Raw genomic sequence first — 19,160 nt, 5'->3', positions numbered from 1 at the left:
ATGAACTCCGGACTCATCCACGATGTGGAGTGTGAGCGTGATCGTGGTAGCGCCCTCGGCTAGATTGACTGATTCTGGGCTCACGCTACTGCTGACGATCACTGGTGGCAGCGTGTCCATATTGACCGCTGCTGCCGGCTGCAAACTGCCGGCGAACATGACGATTGTGGCGAGTAATAGTCCCATAGCTCTGACGAGCGAGCGCATCATTACGAAAGTGTCCCCTTGAATATGAATTACGGCTTAGCCGTGGCGAATGCAGCTATTGTCAGCAGGCTCGGAGGAACCTGTATCCAGACGGCCGGCAAACAACTGGGACCGTAAGAGAGAAAAGCCGCGTTAGTCCCCAAAAGAATAACGCTGCAAGTGAATGCTTTGAATCTACCCGACTAAACGCATTCGGGCAGTCCATAAGTGACCCTGAACAGGTCTATTACGTGTTCTTGAACAAATTGCTGAATTGAGGGGAAGGACTCACAGTCTGACAGGGGCGGTACCGCTGTGACGGAGCAGAGGACTTTATCCAGATGGTCATTGATGTGCACATGGCTGAGAATTCGTGGACAAGTGTCGAAGTGCAACCCATCACGCCGCCGATACGCAACGTGATGATCTGTCCCGGGAAACAATCCGACGATATGTGGGCCCGACTTCACGGACTGTTCACGGACGAGTAATCTTGCACCGCGCATAGACCGTCAGAGGGGACAGAGGGCTCGCGGCCGCAACTAAAGAATCGTGAGACCAGACCGTAAGTATCTAGACCCACGATTCAATTTTGGTGCATTGTGCAGGGACGGCCCAATCAGCCTGTGGAACGTGACACCGGTGAATTTTTGATCTCCGTTATGGAATTTTTAGGGCTGATCGATGAGGTGGAATTCTTTGGTTAGTTCGTCGATGGTGAGTTGATTGCGTAGTTTGCAGGAACTGTTCTGGATGACGAACATTCCTGCTCGTAGAAACCTTGCCGTTCGTTGCCAGTGGAAGCACTCGCTACTGGTCCGGTGAGACAGGATCAGGTCTTGGGCAGGGCTACAGTTCCCCGGCTATTAGCTCGTTGATCTCGCGCTCGGTGGCCGGATCAACCGTGGACGGATTCCAGCGGGGGGAGCGGTCCTTGTCGATGACCTGGGCGCGGATGCCCTCGGTCAAATCCCCGCGGTACATCAAGTATTCGGCCACCCGCAGTTCACGATCCAGTGCCGAGCGCAGATGATCCTCGGTGCGTGCTGCCCGCACGGCGCCCAGCGCGCAGTGCAGCGAGGTGGGGGAGTTGGCCTGAAGGGCAGCAAGCGCCTCTGCGGCGGCCGGATGGCGCATCGTCGAAAGCCGCTGAATGATCTCCGGAACGGTGGGTGCGCAGAAGGCAGCATCAATCCACGGCTGTTGGCTGGCGAGCGGGGAAGCGGCAAAGAAGCCAAAAAGTACCTCGATGCCAGCGGCGATTTCCGCCGCGGGCATCGAATCGAAGTCGGGTAGTGCCTCAAAGATTTCCTCGAAGCGATCCTGGCTCACCATCATGTCGGCAAAGCCCAGTTCTACCGCGTCGGCACCGGTGAAGCTGGTCCCGGTCAGGGCCAGATATTCACCCACGTGCCCCGGGGCCCTGGCCAGCAGCAGGGTGGATCCCACATCGGGAGAGTAGCCGATGCGCGCCTCGGGCAACGCGAAACGAGCCTCGGGGGTGGTGATGCGGATCGGAGCATGGGAGGCCAGACCGATCCCGCCGCCCATACACAGCCCATGGACCATGGTGACCACCGGTTTGGGATAGTTGGCGATCATCTCATCAAGGGCAAATTCGAGTCTCAGTAACTCTAGGAAGCGTTGGTGTTCCCCGCTGCTGACCGCCGCGTGAAAGTCCTTGATATCCCCGCCGGCACAAAATCCGCGTGCTCCTTCACCCTGCAGAACGACCATGGAGATTTTGGTATCACTGCTAAACTCCGTGAAGATCCGAGTGAGGTCTTCCAGCATGCCCAGGGTGAGGGCATTGATGGCCTCGGGGCGGCGCAACATCACCAGACCCAGCGAGCCATGGGTGGAAGCGGTGATGAGAGAAGAGATGAGAAAACTCCTGTTTGATGGCGTGAAAGGTGCTGCTGCCAAGATATCGTGCACCACCGGGTGAGGCGAAACTGCTGCCGAGTTAATGCAGCTGACGTATGATCAGATTTCATGGCCCCGGGTGTAACCGGACAACGCCGTCGCGCCGCCCCAAGGAAATCGATGAGACCCACCGCCCTGATGCTTGCTGCCACTTTGTTCGCCGGCCTGCTGATTCCCGGAACCGCGGCCGCGGCAGCTCCCTCGATCACCACGATGGTGCCGGCCGCAACCATTGCCGAGTCCAATGCTGCATACCTGGCCAAGGCCGCAACAAGCCTCGGCGGTGCCGATGCCACGACCGGGAAGCTGAAGGACGGGCGACTGTGGCGTTCGCACCGCGACGGAATTGTGGTGTATTCCGATACTCGTAAGGCCGTGACGGTCCGCAACGCGTTGGCCCAGGCGTGGGCGGACACCGGCTGGGAAAACGGTAGATTCGGTTACCCGACCGCCGAACAGTACAGCTACGGAGCCGACACCCGGCAGGCCTTCACCGGTGGCATTCTGGGTGCACGCAGCAACGGCACCAGCTACTGGCTACCGACGCCCAAGCCGGGGGATTTCACCCTTGCAGGGTCCGGTTGGGGGCACGGGGTAGGGATGAGTCAATACGGTGCCCGTTCCATGGCAGAGGAGGGCAAGAGCGCGACCTCCATCCTGTAGTACTACTACAACCCGGCCACCGTCACGGCCAGCACCAGCTCGGCAGCCAGTGACATTCGTGTGCAGCTGCTCAAGTCCGCGACCAGCTCACTGAGCGTTGCCAGCGGGAAAATGCGCGTGATTGATCCGACGGCCAAAAAGACTTACACGGGGGCTGCGGGTTCCACACTGTCCTTCTCCCGTAGCGGCACGTCGCTGAGCTATACGTTTAAGACCCCGGCCGGATACGACGTCATTGCACGCGATCTGAACAAGGATGGGGTCAGGGACATCAACCCTGCTCCGCAGGCTAACCTGGTCACCGGGAAATTGCGCATCCAGTGGGAAGGCACCCGGGCCTGGCCCTCATCCACCGCGGCAACCCTCCTGATTAATAAGTCCAACGCCGAATCTTCTTCACCCGGGATCTACCGCCATGGGGTGCTGGAAGCCGGGATACTCAGCGATCAGGTCAATCTGGTGAGCTCCTTGCGGCTCAACGATGAGTATCTCTATGGTCTGGCCGAGGTTCCCTCTTCCTGGCCCTCGGCGGTGCTCCAAGCCCAGGCCATGGCCGGACGAACCTACGCGATGCGCAAGGTGAATACGCTCAAGTCCTCCTGTGACTGTAACGTCACCGATGAGACGCTGGATCAAAAGTTCACCGGATTTGTGAAAGAGAACGAACGGCTCGGTTACGGAGCCAAGTGGAAGGCGGCAGTTGAAGCCACCCTCACGCGTACCTCCACCGGCGTTCCGGCCACCGGGAAGGTCGTCATGTATGCCGGGCGACTTGCCGATACCCTGTACTTCTCCTCGAGCGGAGGCGCCACCCGAAACAGCGAAGATGTCTGGTCAACTCCATTCCCGTACCTGCGCTCGCGCAGTGATCCCTGGTCACTGAAGACCAACGCGAACAACCCGTACAAGACCTGGAGTCAAAAAGTCACCCAGGCGAAGTTGGCCCAAGTCTTTGGACTCAAGGATGTGGCCTCGGTGGCCTTCACCAAGTCGGCGGATCTGACGATTAAATCGGCGACGGCCAAGTCCTCAACCGGCCTCAGCAAAACCCTGACCGGCAACGCTTTCCGCGGCTCGAGCACCGGCGTTGGTGCGTTCTCGGCGTGGATCACCAGCATCAAACCGATCGTGGCCGCCCCGGTGGCAACAACCATCAATCCGCGAAACTTCTGCACCACCACGGTGAAGGTTGGGGCCAACATGGCCACGGCGGTTTCGGCTGCCGTCGAGGGAGCGGTGATCTGCTTGGACGCCGGAACTCACAAGCCCAATAACCTCACGCTCAAGTCCCGCCAGTCCCTGGTGGGTAATACGCGATCCAACACCCGCTTGGACGGAACCGTCGCGGTGAGCACCACCGCCTCCGGAACCCTGCAGCGGATTTACTCCACCAAGATTCCGTCCACGGCACCGACCGGGCTGGCCTGCACCACCGGCAACCTCTGCAATAGCACCCAGATACTTTATGCCAATGGGGCAGCACTCAAAAGGGTCACCAGCAAGGCCGCGGTGGTGGCCGGAACCTACTGGATCGACCACAAGAACCGATCCATCTATACGACCAAGGCCAGCAGCACCACCTACAGATACACCATGGCCTCGGCCACCCGTTCCGTGAACCTGGGCACCTGGTCCAAGCTTGGCAATGTGTACATCATTGGCTACGCCAATCCGAGCAACACCGGTGCGCTGTGGCTCAAGGGTGCCCACTCAACGCTGTATGCCTCGACCGTCGCCTGGAATCACGGCATTGGCGTGCAGAGCAATGGACAATCCACCACGATCAGCGGCTCCTTGGTGCGACTCAACGGGCAGTCGGGAATCACCGGCTCCACCGGGAAAAACTCGGTTATCAAGAGCACGGAAATCAGTGCCAACGGGTGGGCCGGGTACAAACCGACCACCTTCACCGGTGGCATTGCCGCGTCCGGTTCGGCCACCATGAAGGTTTCGGGATCCAAGATCTTGGACAATCGCGGAGTAGGCAATACCAGCGGTGTGCGCACCACAAATGGGGCTGTCGTCTCGGTGAGCACCAGTACGGTCAGTGGCAATAGCTAACAAAGCCGAGTCCCCGTTACGGCACCTAGTTCTTGGTTGGGGCGATCTCCAGCTCGGCCAAGACTCCGGCCAGGCGATCCATGAACACGCCAACCTTCGGGTTTTCTCGCGTCTCGGGGCGCAGGGCGAAGATGCTGCGGGCGAGGCGTATTTCCGGTGCATCGATGACTTGAATGCCGGCTGGCGCCTGCGCCATGGCCAATTGGGGAACCAAGGCAGCTCCGAGTCCGGCGGCAGCCATCTGCAGGGAAGCGTTAAAGTCGTCGCTGTGTGCCACCACGCGTGGGTGCAGATTAACCGCGTCAAAGAGCCGTGAGATCACCGTTGCATCGGAGGTGCCGGGGTGGTGGATGATCCAGGGCATGTCCGCCAGCTGGTCGGCACTGAAAATCGACGAGCCATCAAGTTTCCATGAGGCCGGAACCACCACCCGGAACGGATCGTCCCCGAGCCATTGGCGTTGCAACTGTGCCGGCCAGGCCAGCCCGCCCTGGCCCACCTGGAAGATCAGGGCAACGTCTAGATCGCCGTCCCGACGCAGTCCGCCGATGGTGAGTTGAGGTTCGCCCACATTCACCCGCAGGGCTATGCCGAGCTTGTCCCAATCGGCCGATCCCAGCAGTCGAGGTAGCGCATAGGTAGCCAGCGAGGGGAAGATCCCGAGGTTCAGTTCCTGCAGTGGCTTGCCACTGGCGTCCAAATCGGGGGTGGCCGTCGCCGCCATGAGCGTGTCGATATCGGTGAGGACTCGCCGGGCATGACGGATCATGGTCAGAGCGGCGGGAGTGGGGTCAATGCTCTTAGCCCCACGCGCAAAAAGCGTGGTTCCGGTGTCGCGTTCAAGAGCCGACATCTGCTGGGAGACGGCCGAGGGCGTGTAACCCAAGGCGAGCGAGGCTGAAGCAAATGACTTGTGCTTCACCACTTCGATCAGCGTGCGCAGATGAACCGGATTGACCACTGAAACTCCCGTGCCGTCCAAAAAAAGGAAAGGGAGCGCGACCGGATCGGTTACGCTCCGCTTCCCATCCTATGGCTCAAGCGGCTATTGGTTTTCTTCTTCCGAGATTTCGTCGTCGGTCCACTCTTGCTCAACCGTTTCTTCATCACTGTCTTCGTCTTCGGCGGTGAGGTCATCATCCAGGAGATAAAGGTGTTTGCGCAGCGGGTCGAGGGCCGTCATGGACTCGGGACTATCGGAGGAGCCTTCATAGGGTTGCCCATCTCGACCATCACCGGGCTCGAACATGTCATCATCAAGCGGCTCGTCGAAGACCGTATCGTCAAAGGTACTGCTCATCGTTAACCCTCACTTTGCCATGGGACGGGATATTCGGATGAACCCCGATTGATTACAGCCTATGTCCCATCCGGGTCTATGGGAATGGGCATTTTTTGGACGCGGGATCGTGCCTTCGTTGGGCGTAGGCTCAAGGGATGGATAGTGATATTGCGGCACGCTTCTTCACCCCAAGGGTTGCGCGTTCGCCACTTCTTGCCGCGGCTGGCATGCTCCTGATCCGGCTGAGCATGGCGCTGGATGATGACTGGCCGTTGAAACAGTGATGGCCGCCGGGGTATCCCCGGCGGCCATCACTTGTGATCCGTGTGTTAGCTGGCCAGCTTCATGGCCTTCGCGGTGATCTTCACGGATTCCAGACGCTCGGCGGCGCTGCTGGAATTGTGCACGGTGATCAGTTCATCGGCGCCTGCGGTGCGAGCGAATTCTTCGAGGTAGGCACCAACGGTGGCCTCGTCGCCGACGGCCGTGTACTTGAGCATCTTCATGATCGATTCCCCATGGGAGGAGTCGAGCAGCATTTCCACCTCGGCATCGGTGAATTCGGTTTCCCGGTTTCGTCCCAGGAACATCCGGATGCGGTCGCGGCGGACCTGCTCCATGATGGTGTGGGCCTGCGCATTGGTGGATGCGGCGACCACACCAACGCCCGCAATCACATGGGGTTCGGCCAAGAACTCGGACGGACGGAACTCTTCGCGGTAGACCGAGACGGCCTGGATGAGTGCGTCGGGGGCAAAGTGCGAGGCAAAGGAATACGGCAGACCGAATTGAGCGGCCAGCCGGGCGCCGAAGAGGCTTGAACCCAAGATGTACAGCGGGACGTTGGTATTGCGTCCCGGGTAGGCGTGAATACCCTCGATGCGCGAAGCATCCCCGAGGAAGGCCTGGAGTTCAAGGACATCGTGTGGGAAGGCGTCGGAGGCCGCAGGGTCCCGGCGCATGGCCCTAAACGTTGCCTGGTCGGTGCCGGGCGCGCGTCCCAGGCCCAGATCGATGCGTCCGGGGAAAAGCGTTTCCAGGGTGCCAAACTGCTCGGCGATCACCAGCGGGGAGTGGTTGGGCAGCATGACGCCGCCGGCACCCAGACGAATGGTCTTGGTGTGGTGCGCGATGTGTCCGATGAGTACGGCCGTCGCCGAGGAGGCGATGGAACTCATGTTGTGGTGCTCGGCGTACCAGACGCGTTGGTAACCTACCGCTTCCGCGGTTTGCGCCAGTTCAACGCTCTCGGCGAAGGTTTGTGCGGCGGTACCGCCACGGCGGATAGGGGCAAGATCAAGGATCGACAAAGGAATGCTCACATCATCGGCAACTAGCCTGCACGGTGATTCATTCCCGTCAGTGGCTAGGAGCACACTCCGCGGCGCGGCAAGCGTAGCATCAGGGAGTATGAAGCAGTTGGCCGCATTGCTGGTCGGTAGCTTGCTGGCCAGCGCCCTGAGTGGCTGTACCGAGTTGGTTCCGGATCCGCCCGTTCCGGCCCCAGTCACCCGCTCGGCTCCGAATCCGTTGCTGCAGCTGCCAGCAGATTGCCCACACAGTGGGGCCCTGGCAGCGTCCGTGGGACTGGGGGAGGGCAGTGAGGCGCAGCTGGCCGCAGATATGTTGGCCGCGGTGGATCAGTGGGTGAACGCCGGAAGCGCCATGCTGACCAATGAACCGCAATGGGTGGATTCCTCTGTGCCCGATCATTGTCTAGCGGATCTGGCGCAGGTCATTGGCGCGATGCACGCCGGCACGCTGGTGGCCGTCGGTGGGGATCCCACTACGGCGGCATTCCGAAGGACAATCATCAAGGAAAATCTGCTGAACCTGCAGACGGCGCGCGCCCAGGGGAGGGCCAGTGAGGTGAAGCGTGAATTGATGGTGCTGCAGCAGGGTTCGCGGTCACCGGAGGGTGCCTTCTTGAATCTGATTGTGCGCCGAGTTAACGGTGGGGAACCGACGCCGCGGGCCGTGGAGGAATGGACGGTAATTTTAGCGCCGCAGGGGTCACAGCTCTTCATCTTCCATGTGGAGAGAAAGGACGTGAAACACGGTTCCTACAGTTGGTAAACGGGACTTAAATAACATGAGCGCCTCTCCCGAAGGAGAAGCGCTCATATCAGTCAGCTAGAAGCTGCAGGTGATGATCCGGAGCTTAGACAGCGCGGATATCGGTGGCCTGCAGGCCCTTCTGGCCCTGGGTAACTTCGAACTCTACGCGCTGGCCCTCTTCGAGCGAGCGGAAGCCGTTCGACTGAATGGCGGAGTAGTGTGCAAAGACATCATCCGAGTTGTCGTCCGGAGCGATGAAGCCGAAGCCCTTTTCGGCGTTGAACCACTTAACGGTACCTGTTGCCATGATGGGGGTGTCCTTTCGAGACTGTCCTGAAATGGGACGTAGGGGAGCGAACTCCACTGTGGAATTCACTTGCAGCTACGTGATTCAACGCGGTTCAGAAAGGTACTCGCCCCGGCAACGGGGTATTTGCACTGCTTTACTGCGAGAAAAACTAGAACTACAAGCTCTACGGTACGCTACTTAGCGCCCGGTTGCTACCATCGGGGTACTTTTGGAGCAATGTTTGCCGCAAATACCCCGATTGTTTACCTCCGAGTTGACTGGTGGTACCGGCTAATAACGATATCCACCAGCTCCCTAGGAGGAGATTGTGTGGGAGCCAAAAGGGGAGCGCTCAGCACGTCAGGGGCGCTTAGGCCCGCCAAATGGGCGAAATATCCCGGCGCCAGCAGGTAACTTGCCACCACGGTGCGCCGCCCCGGATTGTGTGTTCGGGCATAGGTGAGAGCATCCTCTAGCCGAGGTTCCTCCGCTGAGATGTAAGCAACAGTTACCGGAACCTGCAAACTGCCCGCCAACAGTTGAGCCATGTAACGGCAATCCTTGATCCCTTGTGGATCGGTGGTTCCGGCGCAGGCCATGATGACGGCTTCTCCCGGCATCCAGCCCGCCTCTGTTAGTCGCCGGTGCATCAGCGCAGCAATCGAAGCATCCGGGCCCAATGGGGCGGCCACCGTGGTTCCGGCACGTAGGGCAGCTGCGGCAGTCAAATCTTTTGAGGCGTGGGTGCCGGCAGATAACAGCAGAGGAATGATGGCGGCTCGATGTTCGGTGCCAAGAGTGGAGGATGCCAGTAGGGTCTCAACCCGTGGTTCCTGCACATCAACAAATGCGCCGTGCACCCTGATGCCATCAAGGGCCCTGGCCACCTCATTTACTAGAGCGAGAATGGCTGCTCGCCCGCTGGGGCTATCGGTCCCGTGGGATACTGCTACCAGATCGGGAGAGGGATCTGCCTCTACCCAGCCGAGCCAGGCCGAATGTTCAAGGCGTGGTGAAAGCAGCGTGTGAGCACGGGGTGCGGCCTCGATGCTCATGATCCGGTCTCCATCCAGAGGGTGTCATCCAGGTTGTGCACCGCGAAGATGGGCAGTGCGACGCTGTTTGCGCTGAGGCATGCACCGGTGTCCAGGCGGTACACCTCCTTGTGCAGCGGGCAGGCGATGGTGGGCACCCGATTGCCGTCGATCGTCTTATCTCCGAGGATGCCGCGGGCCATGACCTTGGCACCGGACCCCGGGCAGTGGTGGGAAGTGGCATAAAACTGGTTGGACTCGGTGCGGTACATGGCGACCTGTGTGCCGTTGACCCATGCTGCTTCACCCCACCCCGGTTCGAGGTCGCCGGTGGTGCAGACGGCCACCATGGACGTGGTGCTTTCGAGCGTGGTTTCTTGAACTGATGCACTCATCGCTTGTCCTTTCATCGGGGTGTTTGTTCGATGAATTGAGCTTGTCAGGCACGTGTTACAGCGGTGCGGGTCAGATATTGCCGATGCGTAAACCCCGGCTCACGGGTGCGGCCGTGGGGATGTGAACTTCGCTGAGTCATCAAAAACAGCCACGGCGCAAGCAATTGTCTTTCCCTCTGTTTCGAACGTGTTTCTCGATCCTCACGAGGCGGTATGCGTGGGGGATAGAGAGTTGTCACGAATGAAACAAAAGGGAAATTGGTAGGCAAAGCGCGTTTCCTAGGCTGAAGACAATCAAGCAAGCGTCACCAGCGCAAGAGTGAAAGTCGGGTAACAGACATGGGTACAGGAAACGGCATACGCCGCATCGTAGTCATCGGTGGCGGTCCAGCCGCACATCGCTTCACCGAAGCCATGGCAAAACGTGAACCAAGCAATCTCGACATCACCGTACTGACCGAGGAAGCACACGTTCCCTATGACCGTGTTGCCCTGACCAAGGCCCTGACTAATACCTCCGTGGACCTCACCCTGGGCGACCCGGGACTGTGGGCCCAAGAAAACGTCACGCTGGTGACGAATGCCGGCGTGAAAACACTGGACAGCATCAACCAGCTGGTCATCACGCACGACGGGCGCAGCTTCGCCTACGACGAACTGGTGCTGGCCACCGGATCAAATGCCGCAACCCTGCCGATCCCGGGCAATGAACACACCCACGTGTACCGCACACTCGAAGATGTCTGGGCCATCAATGCCGGCATCCAGCACCTCGCCGCCCAGCTGGGCCGCAAGCCGGTAGTCGCCACCATCGGTGGCGGACTGCTGGGACTCGAAGCCGCAGCCGGATCCCAATCCTTGGGCGCCGAGGCAGTGGTCATTGACGGCGGCAAATGGCTGATGGGCACCCAGCTGGATGAGGGTGCCGGCCAGGCCATGGGCCGACTGATCGCACAGACCGGATTTAAGGTTCACGGTGGAGTCTTCCCCAAGGAAGTCACCACCGAATCGGTGGACGGCGTTTGTCGGGTCACCGGCGTCCTGATGGCCGACGAGAACCACATCCCGGCCGACATGGTGATCGTGTCCATCGGTGTGCGTCCGCGTGATGAACTGGCCCGGAACTACAACCAGATGATTCAGGACACCGGCGCCCACGCACCGGTCTTTGGTCTTGGTCCGCGCGGCGGGATCGAAATCGACGAGCACTGCGCCACCGCTGTCCCACATATCTGGGCCATCGGCGAGGTCGCCAACTTTGCTGGAATGTGCATCGGCCTGGTGGCCCCGGCCAACGCCATGGCCGAGGTACTCGCGGCTCACCTCCAGGGTGGGGAGGCAGCCTTCACCGGCTTTGATACCGCCACCAAACTGAAGCTTTCCGGTGTGGATGTTGCCAGCTTCGGTGACGGGTTCGCCCGCACCGAGGGCTCCCTGGAGGTGGTGTACGCCGACGCGGCCCGCGGCCTGTACCAAAAAATCGTGGTTTCCTCCGATGCCAAGGTTTTGCTCGGTGGCATCTTTGTGGGAGACGCCAGCCCGTACCAGGCGCTGCGCCCGCTGCTGGGCCGCGAACTCCCCGCCGAGGCCGGTGCCTACCTCAGTGCGCTCGGCGGGGAGGTACCCGATGGGGACTTGCCCGATGACGCGGTGCTCTGCTCCTGCAATAGTGTCTCGGTTGGTGCCATCAAGGATGCGGTGGGTGGTTGCGGGTCTTGTGAGGGCAACGAACCGGTGAATGACCTGGCAACGCTGAAGACCTGCACCCGTGCCGGAACCCAGTGCGGCTCCTGCGTGCCGATGCTCAAGAAGCTCATGGAATCGCAGATGACCAAAAACGGCGTGGTCGTCTCCACCGCCATGTGCGAGCACTTTGACCTCTCCCGCTCCGAGCTCTTCGAGGCGGTCCGGGTTGCCGGGCTGCACAGCTACCCGGCGATCATGGAGCGCTTCGGCAAGGGTTCGGGTTGCGATATCTGCAAGCCGGTCATCGCCTCGGTGCTCGCCTCCCAAACCTCGGGTCACCCGATGGAAGCCGGATTGGCCGGCGCCCAAGACACCAACGACCGCGTCATGGCCAATATGCAAAAGGACGGCACCTACTCGGTGGTCCCACGCATCCCGGGCGGGGAAATCACCCCTCAAAAACTCGGAGTGATCGCGGCAGTTGCGGAAAAATACAATCTTTATACCAAGCTCACCGGTGGCCTGCGCATCGATATGTTTGGTGCCCGGCTCGAACAACTGCCGGAAATCTGGAAGGAGTTGGTGGACGCCGGATTTGAATCCGGACAGGCTTATGGCAAGTCGCTACGCAACGTGAAGACCTGTGTTGGTTCCTCCTGGTGCCGCTACGGCATGCTGGACTCGGTCGCCATGGGGATCGAGATGGAGCTGCGCTACCGCGGGCTGCGCGCCCCACACAAGTTCAAGATGGGTGTCTCCGGATGTGCCCGTGAATGCGCCGAGGCGCGTGCCAAGGATGTGGGTGTGATTGCCACGGCCGAGGGCTGGAACCTGTATGTGGGTGGTAACGGCGGGGCCAACCCGGCCCACGCCCAACTGCTGATCGGCGGGCTCGATGATGCAACACTGCTCCGCTACATCGATAGGTACCTGATGTACTACATCCGCACCGCGGATAAACTCCAGCGCACCGCACGCTGGATGGAAGATCTGGACGGCGGAATTGAGCACGTGAAGTCGGTGGTGGTTGATGACTCACTGGGCCTGGGCGCGGAGCTTGAGGCGGCCATGGAAAACCATGTGGGCAACTACCAGGACGAATGGGCGGCCACCCTGGCGGACCCGGAAAAACTGCGCCGCTTCCGCTCCTTTGTAAACGCACCGGATCAGAAGGATGAGGATCTCACCTATATCGCCGAGCGCGGGCAGCACCGCCCCGTCGAGCCGGTCTCACTCGGCTCCACCGTTTCTATTGGCGCTCCGACCACCGGGAGCGTGGCATCATGATTCCGGGACTTGATTTGGCGGGCCAGAGTGTGTTGATTGCCGGTGCCCCCTGGGCAGCTCGGCGCGCGGTGGCCAGCTACACGGCCGCCGGGGCGAAGGTCGCAGAAATCCACACCAACTCAGAATTCTCCAATCGAACCGGAATCGATCCAACCATCCGGTTAGTGATCACCATCGATGACGGTGCCTCCTCCTGGGCCAAGCTCCGGGCCGCGGCCCGGCACGCAGGAATCTTGCAGCTCAGCGAGCCGGCAGCGGCACGGGAAGGCAAAATCATTCTGGTGGGGGGAGGCCCCGGCAGTGCCGATCTGCTCACGGTGCGCGGCACCCACGCCCTAGCCATGGCCGATGTGGTGTTCCATGACCGCCTGGGTCCCGGGCAAGATTTAGCCGAATTGGCACCCGGAGCGCAGTTGGTGGATGTGGGCAAGGCTCCCGGGCACCATAAGGTTCCGCAGGCGCAAATCCAGGAGGGCATGATTAAAGCTGCCCGCACCGGGGCCACCGTGGTGCGGCTTAAGGGTGGAGACCCGTACGTCTTTGGTCGTGGTTCCGAGGAACGCGAGGCAGCCTTGAATGCGGGCATCAACGTCGAGGTGATCCCGGGGATCAGCAGTGCGATCTCGGTCCCGGGCGTTTCGGGGATCCCGGTAACGGCACGCGGAGTATCCAAGTCCTTCACCGTGGTGTCGGGTCACGATCCGTTTACCGAAACCGAGCTGAGCCACCTGGCCGGCATGGGTGGCACGGTGGTGGTGCTGATGGGTGTGGCCACGCTGCAGCAAACCGCGGCCGGTCTATTGCGCCATGGACTGGCTCCCACCACTCCCGCCGCCGTTATTGAACGTGGATTTACCGATTCGCAGCGCAGCACCCGAGCCACCCTCGGCACGCTGGCCGAAGCGGTGCTCCGTGCCGGGTGCACCAACCCCGCGGTGATCATCATCGGTGGGGTCGCGGCCCTGGGCGAAGTGCCCGAAAATGTTGCGGCCCTGCTCCCGGCGGCCGTGCGATGAGCGCGCTGGCGACCGGGTACGCCCCGGAAATGATCGATGTTCCGGCTGGAGTGCTCTCCGGTTTCCGTATCGCGGTGACCTCTCAGCGCCGCTCCACCGAACTCATTGAGGCATTGCAACGCCGTGGGGCCACGGTATTACACGCCCCCACGCTTTCCATTGCTCCGTTGGAGGGGGATGAGGAACTGCTCGCTCGCACCCGTCGCGTGCTGGAAATACGGCCCGACTACGTGGTGGTCTGTACCGCCTATGGTTTTAGGCGCTGGTTTGAATGTGCCGAGGCCGCGGGCATGGGCGACGAGCTGGCCGACGTGTTCCGCTCCGCCAAGATCCATGTGCGCGGTCCCAAGGCCCTGGGCGCGGTCCGGGCTTTGGGCTTTGATGCCGAGTCCATGGCAGCAGATGAACTGACGGGGACCTTGGTGGCCGAGCTGGCCCCCGATCTGCAGGGCAAATTGGTGGTTTTGCAACACCACGGGTACTTCGATACCGAGGCCACCGCCGCGCTCTTGCGTGCCGGTGCCACCGAGGTCGTGAAGATTAGCCCGTACCGCTGGGTGCCACCGGCGGATCCGAGCAAGTTGGAGGTGCTGGTGCGCGCCCTGTGCGCCGGTTCCTTGGATGTCTTGACGTTTACCAGCGCACCGGCGGTACATGCCCTGTTGGACGCCGCACGCTTGCACAATCTGAAGGATGAGCTATTGGCGGCACTGCAGTCCTCGCTGTGTACCGTGGCGGTAGGCCCGGTGACCGCCGCCCCGCTGCGGGCGCTGGGCATTGAACCGCTGGTGCCCGAACGGCACCGAATGGGCGCCATGATCCGTACCCTGGTAGAACATCTGGGAGCCAACGGTTCGATGGAATGTGCCACGGTGCTGGGACTGTGCCAATTGCGCGGCGACACGGTTCATCTCGAGGGTGTGAGTGAGCAGCATGAACTGGGGGATTCGCAGTTACGCATCTTTAAGGCCCTGCTCGCGGCCGGAGGAAATGTGGTCGCCCGGCCCGCGCTGGCAGCGTTGTTGCCCGAGGGATCCTCGGATCACGCGCTGGATATGGCCGTCAGCCGGCTGCGCCGGGCGCTGCCCGACGCGCGGCTGATCTCCACCGTGGTGAAGCGCGGTTATCGACTGAACACCTAGGCGGCGGCGCGGCGCTGGCGTAGCACCACCGCTACGATCAGCGCCGAGGCCAGTGCCAACACCATGGCAATGGCTGCGGTGTAGAGCACTCCTGTATCAAAGGCATGAGCAGCGGATTCCAGTAGCTTGCCAGCCGCAGTTGGATTTAGCGTTGTGGCGATCTCGTGCGCCCCACCCAGGGTCTGGCTGGCCGTTTCCGCGGCGTCCTGTCCAAGATTTTTCGGAAGCTGCACATTGGTGCGGTACACGGCATTGAGGATCGAACCGAGCACCGCGGTGCCCAACACCGACCCCACCTCGTAGGCGGTCTCGGAGATTGCCGAGGCAGCGCCGGCCTGTGCTGGCGGAACGGCGGACAATGCCATGTCATTGGACAGGGTTTCGCTCAACCCCACCCCGGCCCCCAGCACGCTGAAGGCAATCATGAGTAGCGGCACGGAGCCGGACTGGCCAGTGAGCATCACGATGCCGTAGGCCGCGGCGTTGAGCCCCAGACCCCACGCCATCACGTGACGCACGGCAAAGCGCCGGGTCAGGCGGACGGCCAACAGGCCGAAGATCACGGTCAGTGCCAGTCCAGGAAGCAGGAGTACCCCGGCCATCATGGGTGTGTAACCGGCGACCAACTGCAGGTGCTGGGAAATGAAGTAGATGAATCCGACCAGCGCAAAGATGCTCATCAGGTTCACGGCCAGTGCCACGGAGAAACTGCGGTTTTTGAACAGGCGCACATCAAGCATGGGGTTCTTGCGCGCCAGTTGCCGACGGGTGAAGGCCACGCCAGCGCCGATGCCTAGAGCGATCGCGAGGACGGGGATAACCAGCGAGTGTCCACTGGTCATTTCCTTGATGCCGTACACGATGGGCAGCAGCGTCAGGATGACCAGGCCAATGGAGATCGGGTCAATGGGTCCGGGGCTCGGGTCCTTGGACTCCGGAACCAAGATGGGGGCCAGGACCAGCAGCGGCAGAAGCATGGGCACGGCGATCAGGAAGACCGATCCCCACCAGAAGTGCTCCAGCAAGAACCCGCCAACCACCGGACCCAACGCGGCGCCACCGGAGAAGCCAGCGGCCCAAATGGCGATGGCCTTACGACGTTCCAAAGTATCGGTGAAGATATTGCGGATCAGTGAGAGCGTTGCGGGCATCAGCATGGCACCGAAGATGCCCAGCAGGGCACGGGCTGCCACCAGCTGATCGGCGCTGGTGGCAAAGGCTGCCGCGGCGGAGACCGCCGCGAAGCCGGTGGATCCAATCAGCAGCATTCGGCGGCGTCCAAACCTATCCCCGAGTGAACCCATGGGGACCAGCAACCCGGCCAACACCAGCGGGTAAATGTCGATGATCCACAGCAGCTGATTGCCACTAGGTGAGAGGGCGGCGGAGAGCGCCGGCACAGCAAAGCTGAGCACGGTGTTGTCGATGGAGGTCAGTAGCACCGGGAACATCAGGACAAGAAGAGCTGCCCACCGTCGGCGGTACATGGTGCCGGTAACAGGGTTGGAGAGGCGCTGGTTCAGGGGAGATGTGCTCATGATGCGTGACGTTTTCTGTAGAGAAGGATGATCCTGACAATCGTAACTGTACCGTCCGGACGGTACAGTTACAATGTGACGATCCAAACATCAAAGGGATAAGGTTCAGTACATGTCTCGACCGCCAATAGCCAAGGAAAAGATCATCGATGCCTACGCCTCGATGCTTTGTGACGACGGTGAGCGCGCAGCCACCATCGAAGCCACCGCCGCCAAGGCAGGGGTTTCTAAGGGCGGGCTGCTCTACCATTTCGCCTCCAAGGAAGCCTTAGCCCTCGGCGTGATCGAGGCCCTGCACGCGATCGTGAAACAAGACCTCGAACTGATGGCATCAGCCCCAGAAGGCCCAGCACGGTATTTTGTGCGTACCTCCACCGTGGTCGGCTCCGAGCTAGATCGATTGTTCCTTGCCGTTTTGCGGCTGGCCCAGACCGGCCACGAGCCCTCGATTGAGGCGCTCGAATTGGTGCATTCGAGCTGGCTGAATCAGATCCGCACCGAGGTGAAGGACCAATACGCTGCTCAAACCATCATGCTGATCGGCGAGGGCCTCTACTATCAGTCCTCCATGCCCGGACCCTGGTCGCGCGGCACCTTCGGTAAGGATCTGGACCACCTGCTGGACCAGGTGGAACGACTCAAGAACGGTAGTTAAAACACCCCATGTCTCTGACTCCACGCCGCGAAAAGATCGCGGGCCGAATTGGTGCCCTGTTGGGCATCCTGCTGATGGCGCTGTCCCTGCGGGCGGCTGTCGTCTCGGTGCCGCCGCTGCTGGGGAGTATCGGCCCGGAGCTTGGCTTTACCTCCTTCAGCACGGGATTGCTGGCCATGTTGGCCCCCGTAGTCTTTGCCGCTTTTGGGCTGTTGACTCCGCGCCTGATCCGCTGGTTAGGCTTGGAGAAGGTGCTGCTGAGCGCGGTGCTCTTGGCCGTCGCGGGGCAGCTGTTGCGGGCCACCGTCGGGGACGTCAGTAGTTTCCTGCTGCTCTCGGTGATCACCCTGGCCGGTTATGGCATGGGCAACGTGGTGTTGCCGCCATTGGTCAAAAAGTATTTCCCCGATCGTCTGGCGGTGGTGACTTCCGGTTATGTCACGATGCTGGCGGTGGGCACCTGGATGAGCCCGCAATTCTCCGTCCCGCTGGCCACCGCGACGAATTGGCGCACCTCGATTGCCGCGTGGTCCCTGCTCTCGGCGGTGGTATTGGTGCCGTGGGGCATCCAATTGTTCCGGGACCGGAAAAACAAACGACCCGATGCGCCGTTGGTTAATGGGCTGGTGGCTGTTCACCCCGTGCGCATTAACCCCTGGAAGTCTCCGGTCGCCTGGGGACTGGCCATTTTCCTTGCGGGCAACTCGGCCCAAACTTATGTCTACTTCACGTGGCTGCCTCCGTATCTACGGGACCAGGGTCTGGACGCCGCGGCGGCAGGTTCAATGCTTGCCCTCTTTGCCATCCTGGGTCTGCCGGTCAGCCTGCTGGTGCCCCTGATCGTGCCTCGGCTGCGCCACCCGGTGGTGGCGGTATTGGTCTTTACCGGCTGCTGGATCGTGGGGCACCTGGGGCTTTATCTATCACCTACCGATCACACCGTGGTGTGGATTATCTTCTCCGGATTGGGTCAGGGAACCTTTGCCATTGCCCTGTTGATGATGAACCTACGCTCACGCACCACCTATGGCTCCGGGGTACTCTCCGGATTTAGCCAGGGGCTTGGTTATGCGGGGGCAGCGATCGTGCCGTTGCTCTTTGGAATCGTCAAGGATGCCACCGGTGGATGGAGCGCATCCTTTGCCATGCTGGGGGTCTGCATCTTGGTGATGCTCACCGGTGCTTTTATGATCAATGGGCCGCGCAAAATCGAGGACGGCAAGAATGGGCCCAGCCCCGCCAGTGAACTTGAGCGTGTTCTGTAGCCCCTACCTCAGTTGAGTGTTGTGGTGCCACGGGCCCACGGCCTTGGGCACCCGCCAGTCCAGCTTCAGGGACAGAATGCGCAGTGCAAAGACCACGGCCGTAACTCCCAATTCCCAGGTCCAGCCGCGAATCCCCAGCATCCAAAGCATCGCGATCAGTCCGGATCCCATCATGGCCGGTACCGCGTAAATGTCATGCGGATCAAAGATCGACGGGGTTTTGTTGGCTATGACGTCGCGGATCAACCCGCCGCCCACGGCCGAGGTGACGCCGAGCAGCGTGGCGGAGAAGGGATTCATTCCGGCTTCTAAGGCCTTGATGGTGCCCGAGGTACAGAACAGCGCTAATCCCGCCGCATCAAAGATGAGTAGCGGGCGCACCAATCGTTGTACCCCCGGAGCCACGAAGTAGACGAGCAGGGTGGCTATCGCTGGTGGGATGAAGTAGAACGGGTTCACAAATGCGGTGGGGACCACGCCGAGAATCAGATCGCGCACGATGCCGCCACCAAACCCGGTCATGCCTGCGAGCAAGAAGGAACCGACTATGTCGAAGCCACGGCGTGCGGCCAAGAGGGAACCGGAAACGGCAAAGAAGAAAACACCCAATAGATCAAAGAACAAGGGGATGGTCACTGGGGGATCTTTCTCTCGTTCTGGTATTTCTCACGTCGTGA

The 19,160-nt window shown here is 60.9% G+C and carries 18 protein-coding genes; 9 read left to right on the top strand and 9 right to left on the bottom strand.

Going from position 1 to position 19,160, the window contains the following annotated elements; all coding sequences use genetic code 11:
• Positions 1-1,035: 1,035 nt before the first annotated feature.
• Positions 1,036-2,112, bottom strand: a complete 1,077-nt coding sequence (locus KUF55_RS14590) for an enoyl-CoA hydratase/isomerase family protein (protein WP_255557070.1) — start codon at positions 2,110-2,112, stop codon at positions 1,036-1,038.
• Between the two features lie 120 nt (positions 2,113-2,232).
• Between KUF55_RS14590 and KUF55_RS14585 the strand changes: the two genes are divergently transcribed.
• Together KUF55_RS14585 and KUF55_RS14580 are read left to right on the top strand one after the other, a co-directional pair.
• Entirely contained in the window at positions 2,233-2,775 is a 543-nt protein-coding gene (locus KUF55_RS14585) for an LGFP repeat-containing protein (RefSeq protein ID WP_218817060.1), read from the top strand.
• Positions 2,776-2,835: 60 nt separating this feature from the next.
• On the top strand, positions 2,836-4,836 hold the full coding sequence (locus tag KUF55_RS14580; protein ID WP_218817059.1) for a SpoIID/LytB domain-containing protein: 2,001 nt from the start codon (positions 2,836-2,838) through the stop codon (positions 4,834-4,836).
• Between the two features lie 25 nt (positions 4,837-4,861).
• Here the strand turns inward: KUF55_RS14580 and KUF55_RS14575 are convergent, their stop codons facing one another.
• Positions 4,862-5,797, bottom strand: a complete 936-nt coding sequence (locus KUF55_RS14575; protein ID WP_168150379.1) for a LysR family transcriptional regulator — start codon at positions 5,795-5,797, stop codon at positions 4,862-4,864.
• Positions 5,798-5,881: 84 nt separating this feature from the next.
• Positions 5,882-6,136, bottom strand: a complete 255-nt coding sequence (locus KUF55_RS14570; RefSeq protein WP_132359438.1) for a hypothetical protein — start codon at positions 6,134-6,136, stop codon at positions 5,882-5,884.
• 137 nt (positions 6,137-6,273) lie between these two features.
• On the opposite strand from KUF55_RS14570, the gene KUF55_RS18840 reads away from it, so the two are divergent.
• Positions 6,274-6,402 (top strand): hypothetical protein, encoded by a 129-nt coding sequence (locus KUF55_RS18840; RefSeq protein ID WP_255557069.1) that lies wholly within the window; start codon positions 6,274-6,276, stop codon positions 6,400-6,402.
• A 45-nt stretch (positions 6,403-6,447) separates the two neighbouring features.
• Here the strand turns inward: KUF55_RS18840 and KUF55_RS14565 are convergent, their stop codons facing one another.
• A complete protein-coding gene (locus tag KUF55_RS14565; protein WP_168150378.1) occupies positions 6,448-7,440 on the bottom strand; it encodes an LLM class flavin-dependent oxidoreductase in 993 nt (330 codons plus the stop codon).
• 88 nt (positions 7,441-7,528) lie between these two features.
• Between KUF55_RS14565 and KUF55_RS14560 the strand changes: the two genes are divergently transcribed.
• A complete protein-coding gene (locus KUF55_RS14560) occupies positions 7,529-8,194 on the top strand; it encodes a hypothetical protein (RefSeq protein WP_218817058.1) in 666 nt (221 codons plus the stop codon).
• Between the two features lie 85 nt (positions 8,195-8,279).
• Here the strand turns inward: KUF55_RS14560 and KUF55_RS14555 are convergent, their stop codons facing one another.
• From KUF55_RS14555 to nirD, 3 genes are all read right to left on the bottom strand, one after another.
• Positions 8,280-8,483 (bottom strand): cold-shock protein, encoded by a 204-nt coding sequence (locus tag KUF55_RS14555; RefSeq protein ID WP_007271190.1) that lies wholly within the window; start codon positions 8,481-8,483, stop codon positions 8,280-8,282.
• A 245-nt stretch (positions 8,484-8,728) separates the two neighbouring features.
• Positions 8,729-9,520, bottom strand: coding sequence for a sirohydrochlorin chelatase (locus KUF55_RS14550; RefSeq protein ID WP_218817057.1), 792 nt, complete (start codon positions 9,518-9,520; stop codon positions 8,729-8,731).
• A complete protein-coding gene (gene nirD / locus KUF55_RS14545; protein WP_218817056.1) occupies positions 9,517-9,894 on the bottom strand; it encodes a nitrite reductase small subunit NirD in 378 nt (125 codons plus the stop codon). Before nirD ends, KUF55_RS14550 begins: the two co-directional genes overlap by 4 nt.
• 339 nt (positions 9,895-10,233) lie before the next feature.
• Here nirD and nirB point away from each other — a divergent pair, with 339 nt between their 5' ends.
• From nirB to KUF55_RS14530, 3 genes are read left to right on the top strand one after another with little or no spacing between them, the layout of a single operon-like run.
• Positions 10,234-12,867, top strand: a complete 2,634-nt coding sequence (gene nirB / locus KUF55_RS14540) for a nitrite reductase large subunit NirB (protein WP_218817055.1) — start codon at positions 10,234-10,236, stop codon at positions 12,865-12,867.
• The gene (gene cobA, locus KUF55_RS14535) at positions 12,864-13,883 is read left to right on the top strand and encodes a uroporphyrinogen-III C-methyltransferase (RefSeq protein WP_218817054.1); all 1,020 of its coding nucleotides are present in this window, start codon (positions 12,864-12,866) and stop codon (positions 13,881-13,883) included. Before nirB ends, cobA begins: the two co-directional genes overlap by 4 nt.
• Positions 13,880-15,025: a uroporphyrinogen-III synthase gene (locus tag KUF55_RS14530; RefSeq protein WP_255557067.1), complete on the top strand. Its 1,146-nt coding sequence runs from the start codon at positions 13,880-13,882 to the stop codon at positions 15,023-15,025. Before cobA ends, KUF55_RS14530 begins: the two co-directional genes overlap by 4 nt.
• Here the strand turns inward: KUF55_RS14530 and KUF55_RS14525 are convergent.
• Positions 15,022-16,563, bottom strand: a complete 1,542-nt coding sequence (locus KUF55_RS14525; RefSeq protein ID WP_218817053.1) for an MFS transporter — start codon at positions 16,561-16,563, stop codon at positions 15,022-15,024. The two genes, KUF55_RS14530 and KUF55_RS14525, sit on opposite strands and share 4 nt — an antisense overlap.
• A 112-nt stretch (positions 16,564-16,675) precedes the next feature.
• Between KUF55_RS14525 and KUF55_RS14520 the strand changes: the two genes are divergently transcribed.
• A complete protein-coding gene (locus KUF55_RS14520; protein ID WP_218817052.1) occupies positions 16,676-17,218 on the top strand; it encodes a TetR/AcrR family transcriptional regulator in 543 nt (180 codons plus the stop codon).
• An 8-nt stretch (positions 17,219-17,226) separates the two neighbouring features.
• A complete protein-coding gene (locus KUF55_RS14515; protein ID WP_218817051.1) occupies positions 17,227-18,483 on the top strand; it encodes a CynX/NimT family MFS transporter in 1,257 nt (418 codons plus the stop codon).
• A 3-nt stretch (positions 18,484-18,486) separates the two neighbouring features.
• Here the strand turns inward: KUF55_RS14515 and KUF55_RS14510 are convergent, their stop codons facing one another.
• Positions 18,487-19,119: a trimeric intracellular cation channel family protein gene (locus KUF55_RS14510; protein WP_370630917.1), complete on the bottom strand. Its 633-nt coding sequence runs from the start codon at positions 19,117-19,119 to the stop codon at positions 18,487-18,489.
• Between the last annotated feature and the right edge of the window lie 41 nt (positions 19,120-19,160).

The sequence above is a fragment of the Paeniglutamicibacter sp. Y32M11 genome, assembly GCF_019285735.1.
Lineage (GTDB): Bacteria > Actinomycetota > Actinomycetes > Actinomycetales > Micrococcaceae > Paeniglutamicibacter.
The sequence above is the reverse complement of the archived record's forward strand: the minus strand, read 5'-3'. Positions and strand labels throughout refer to the sequence as shown.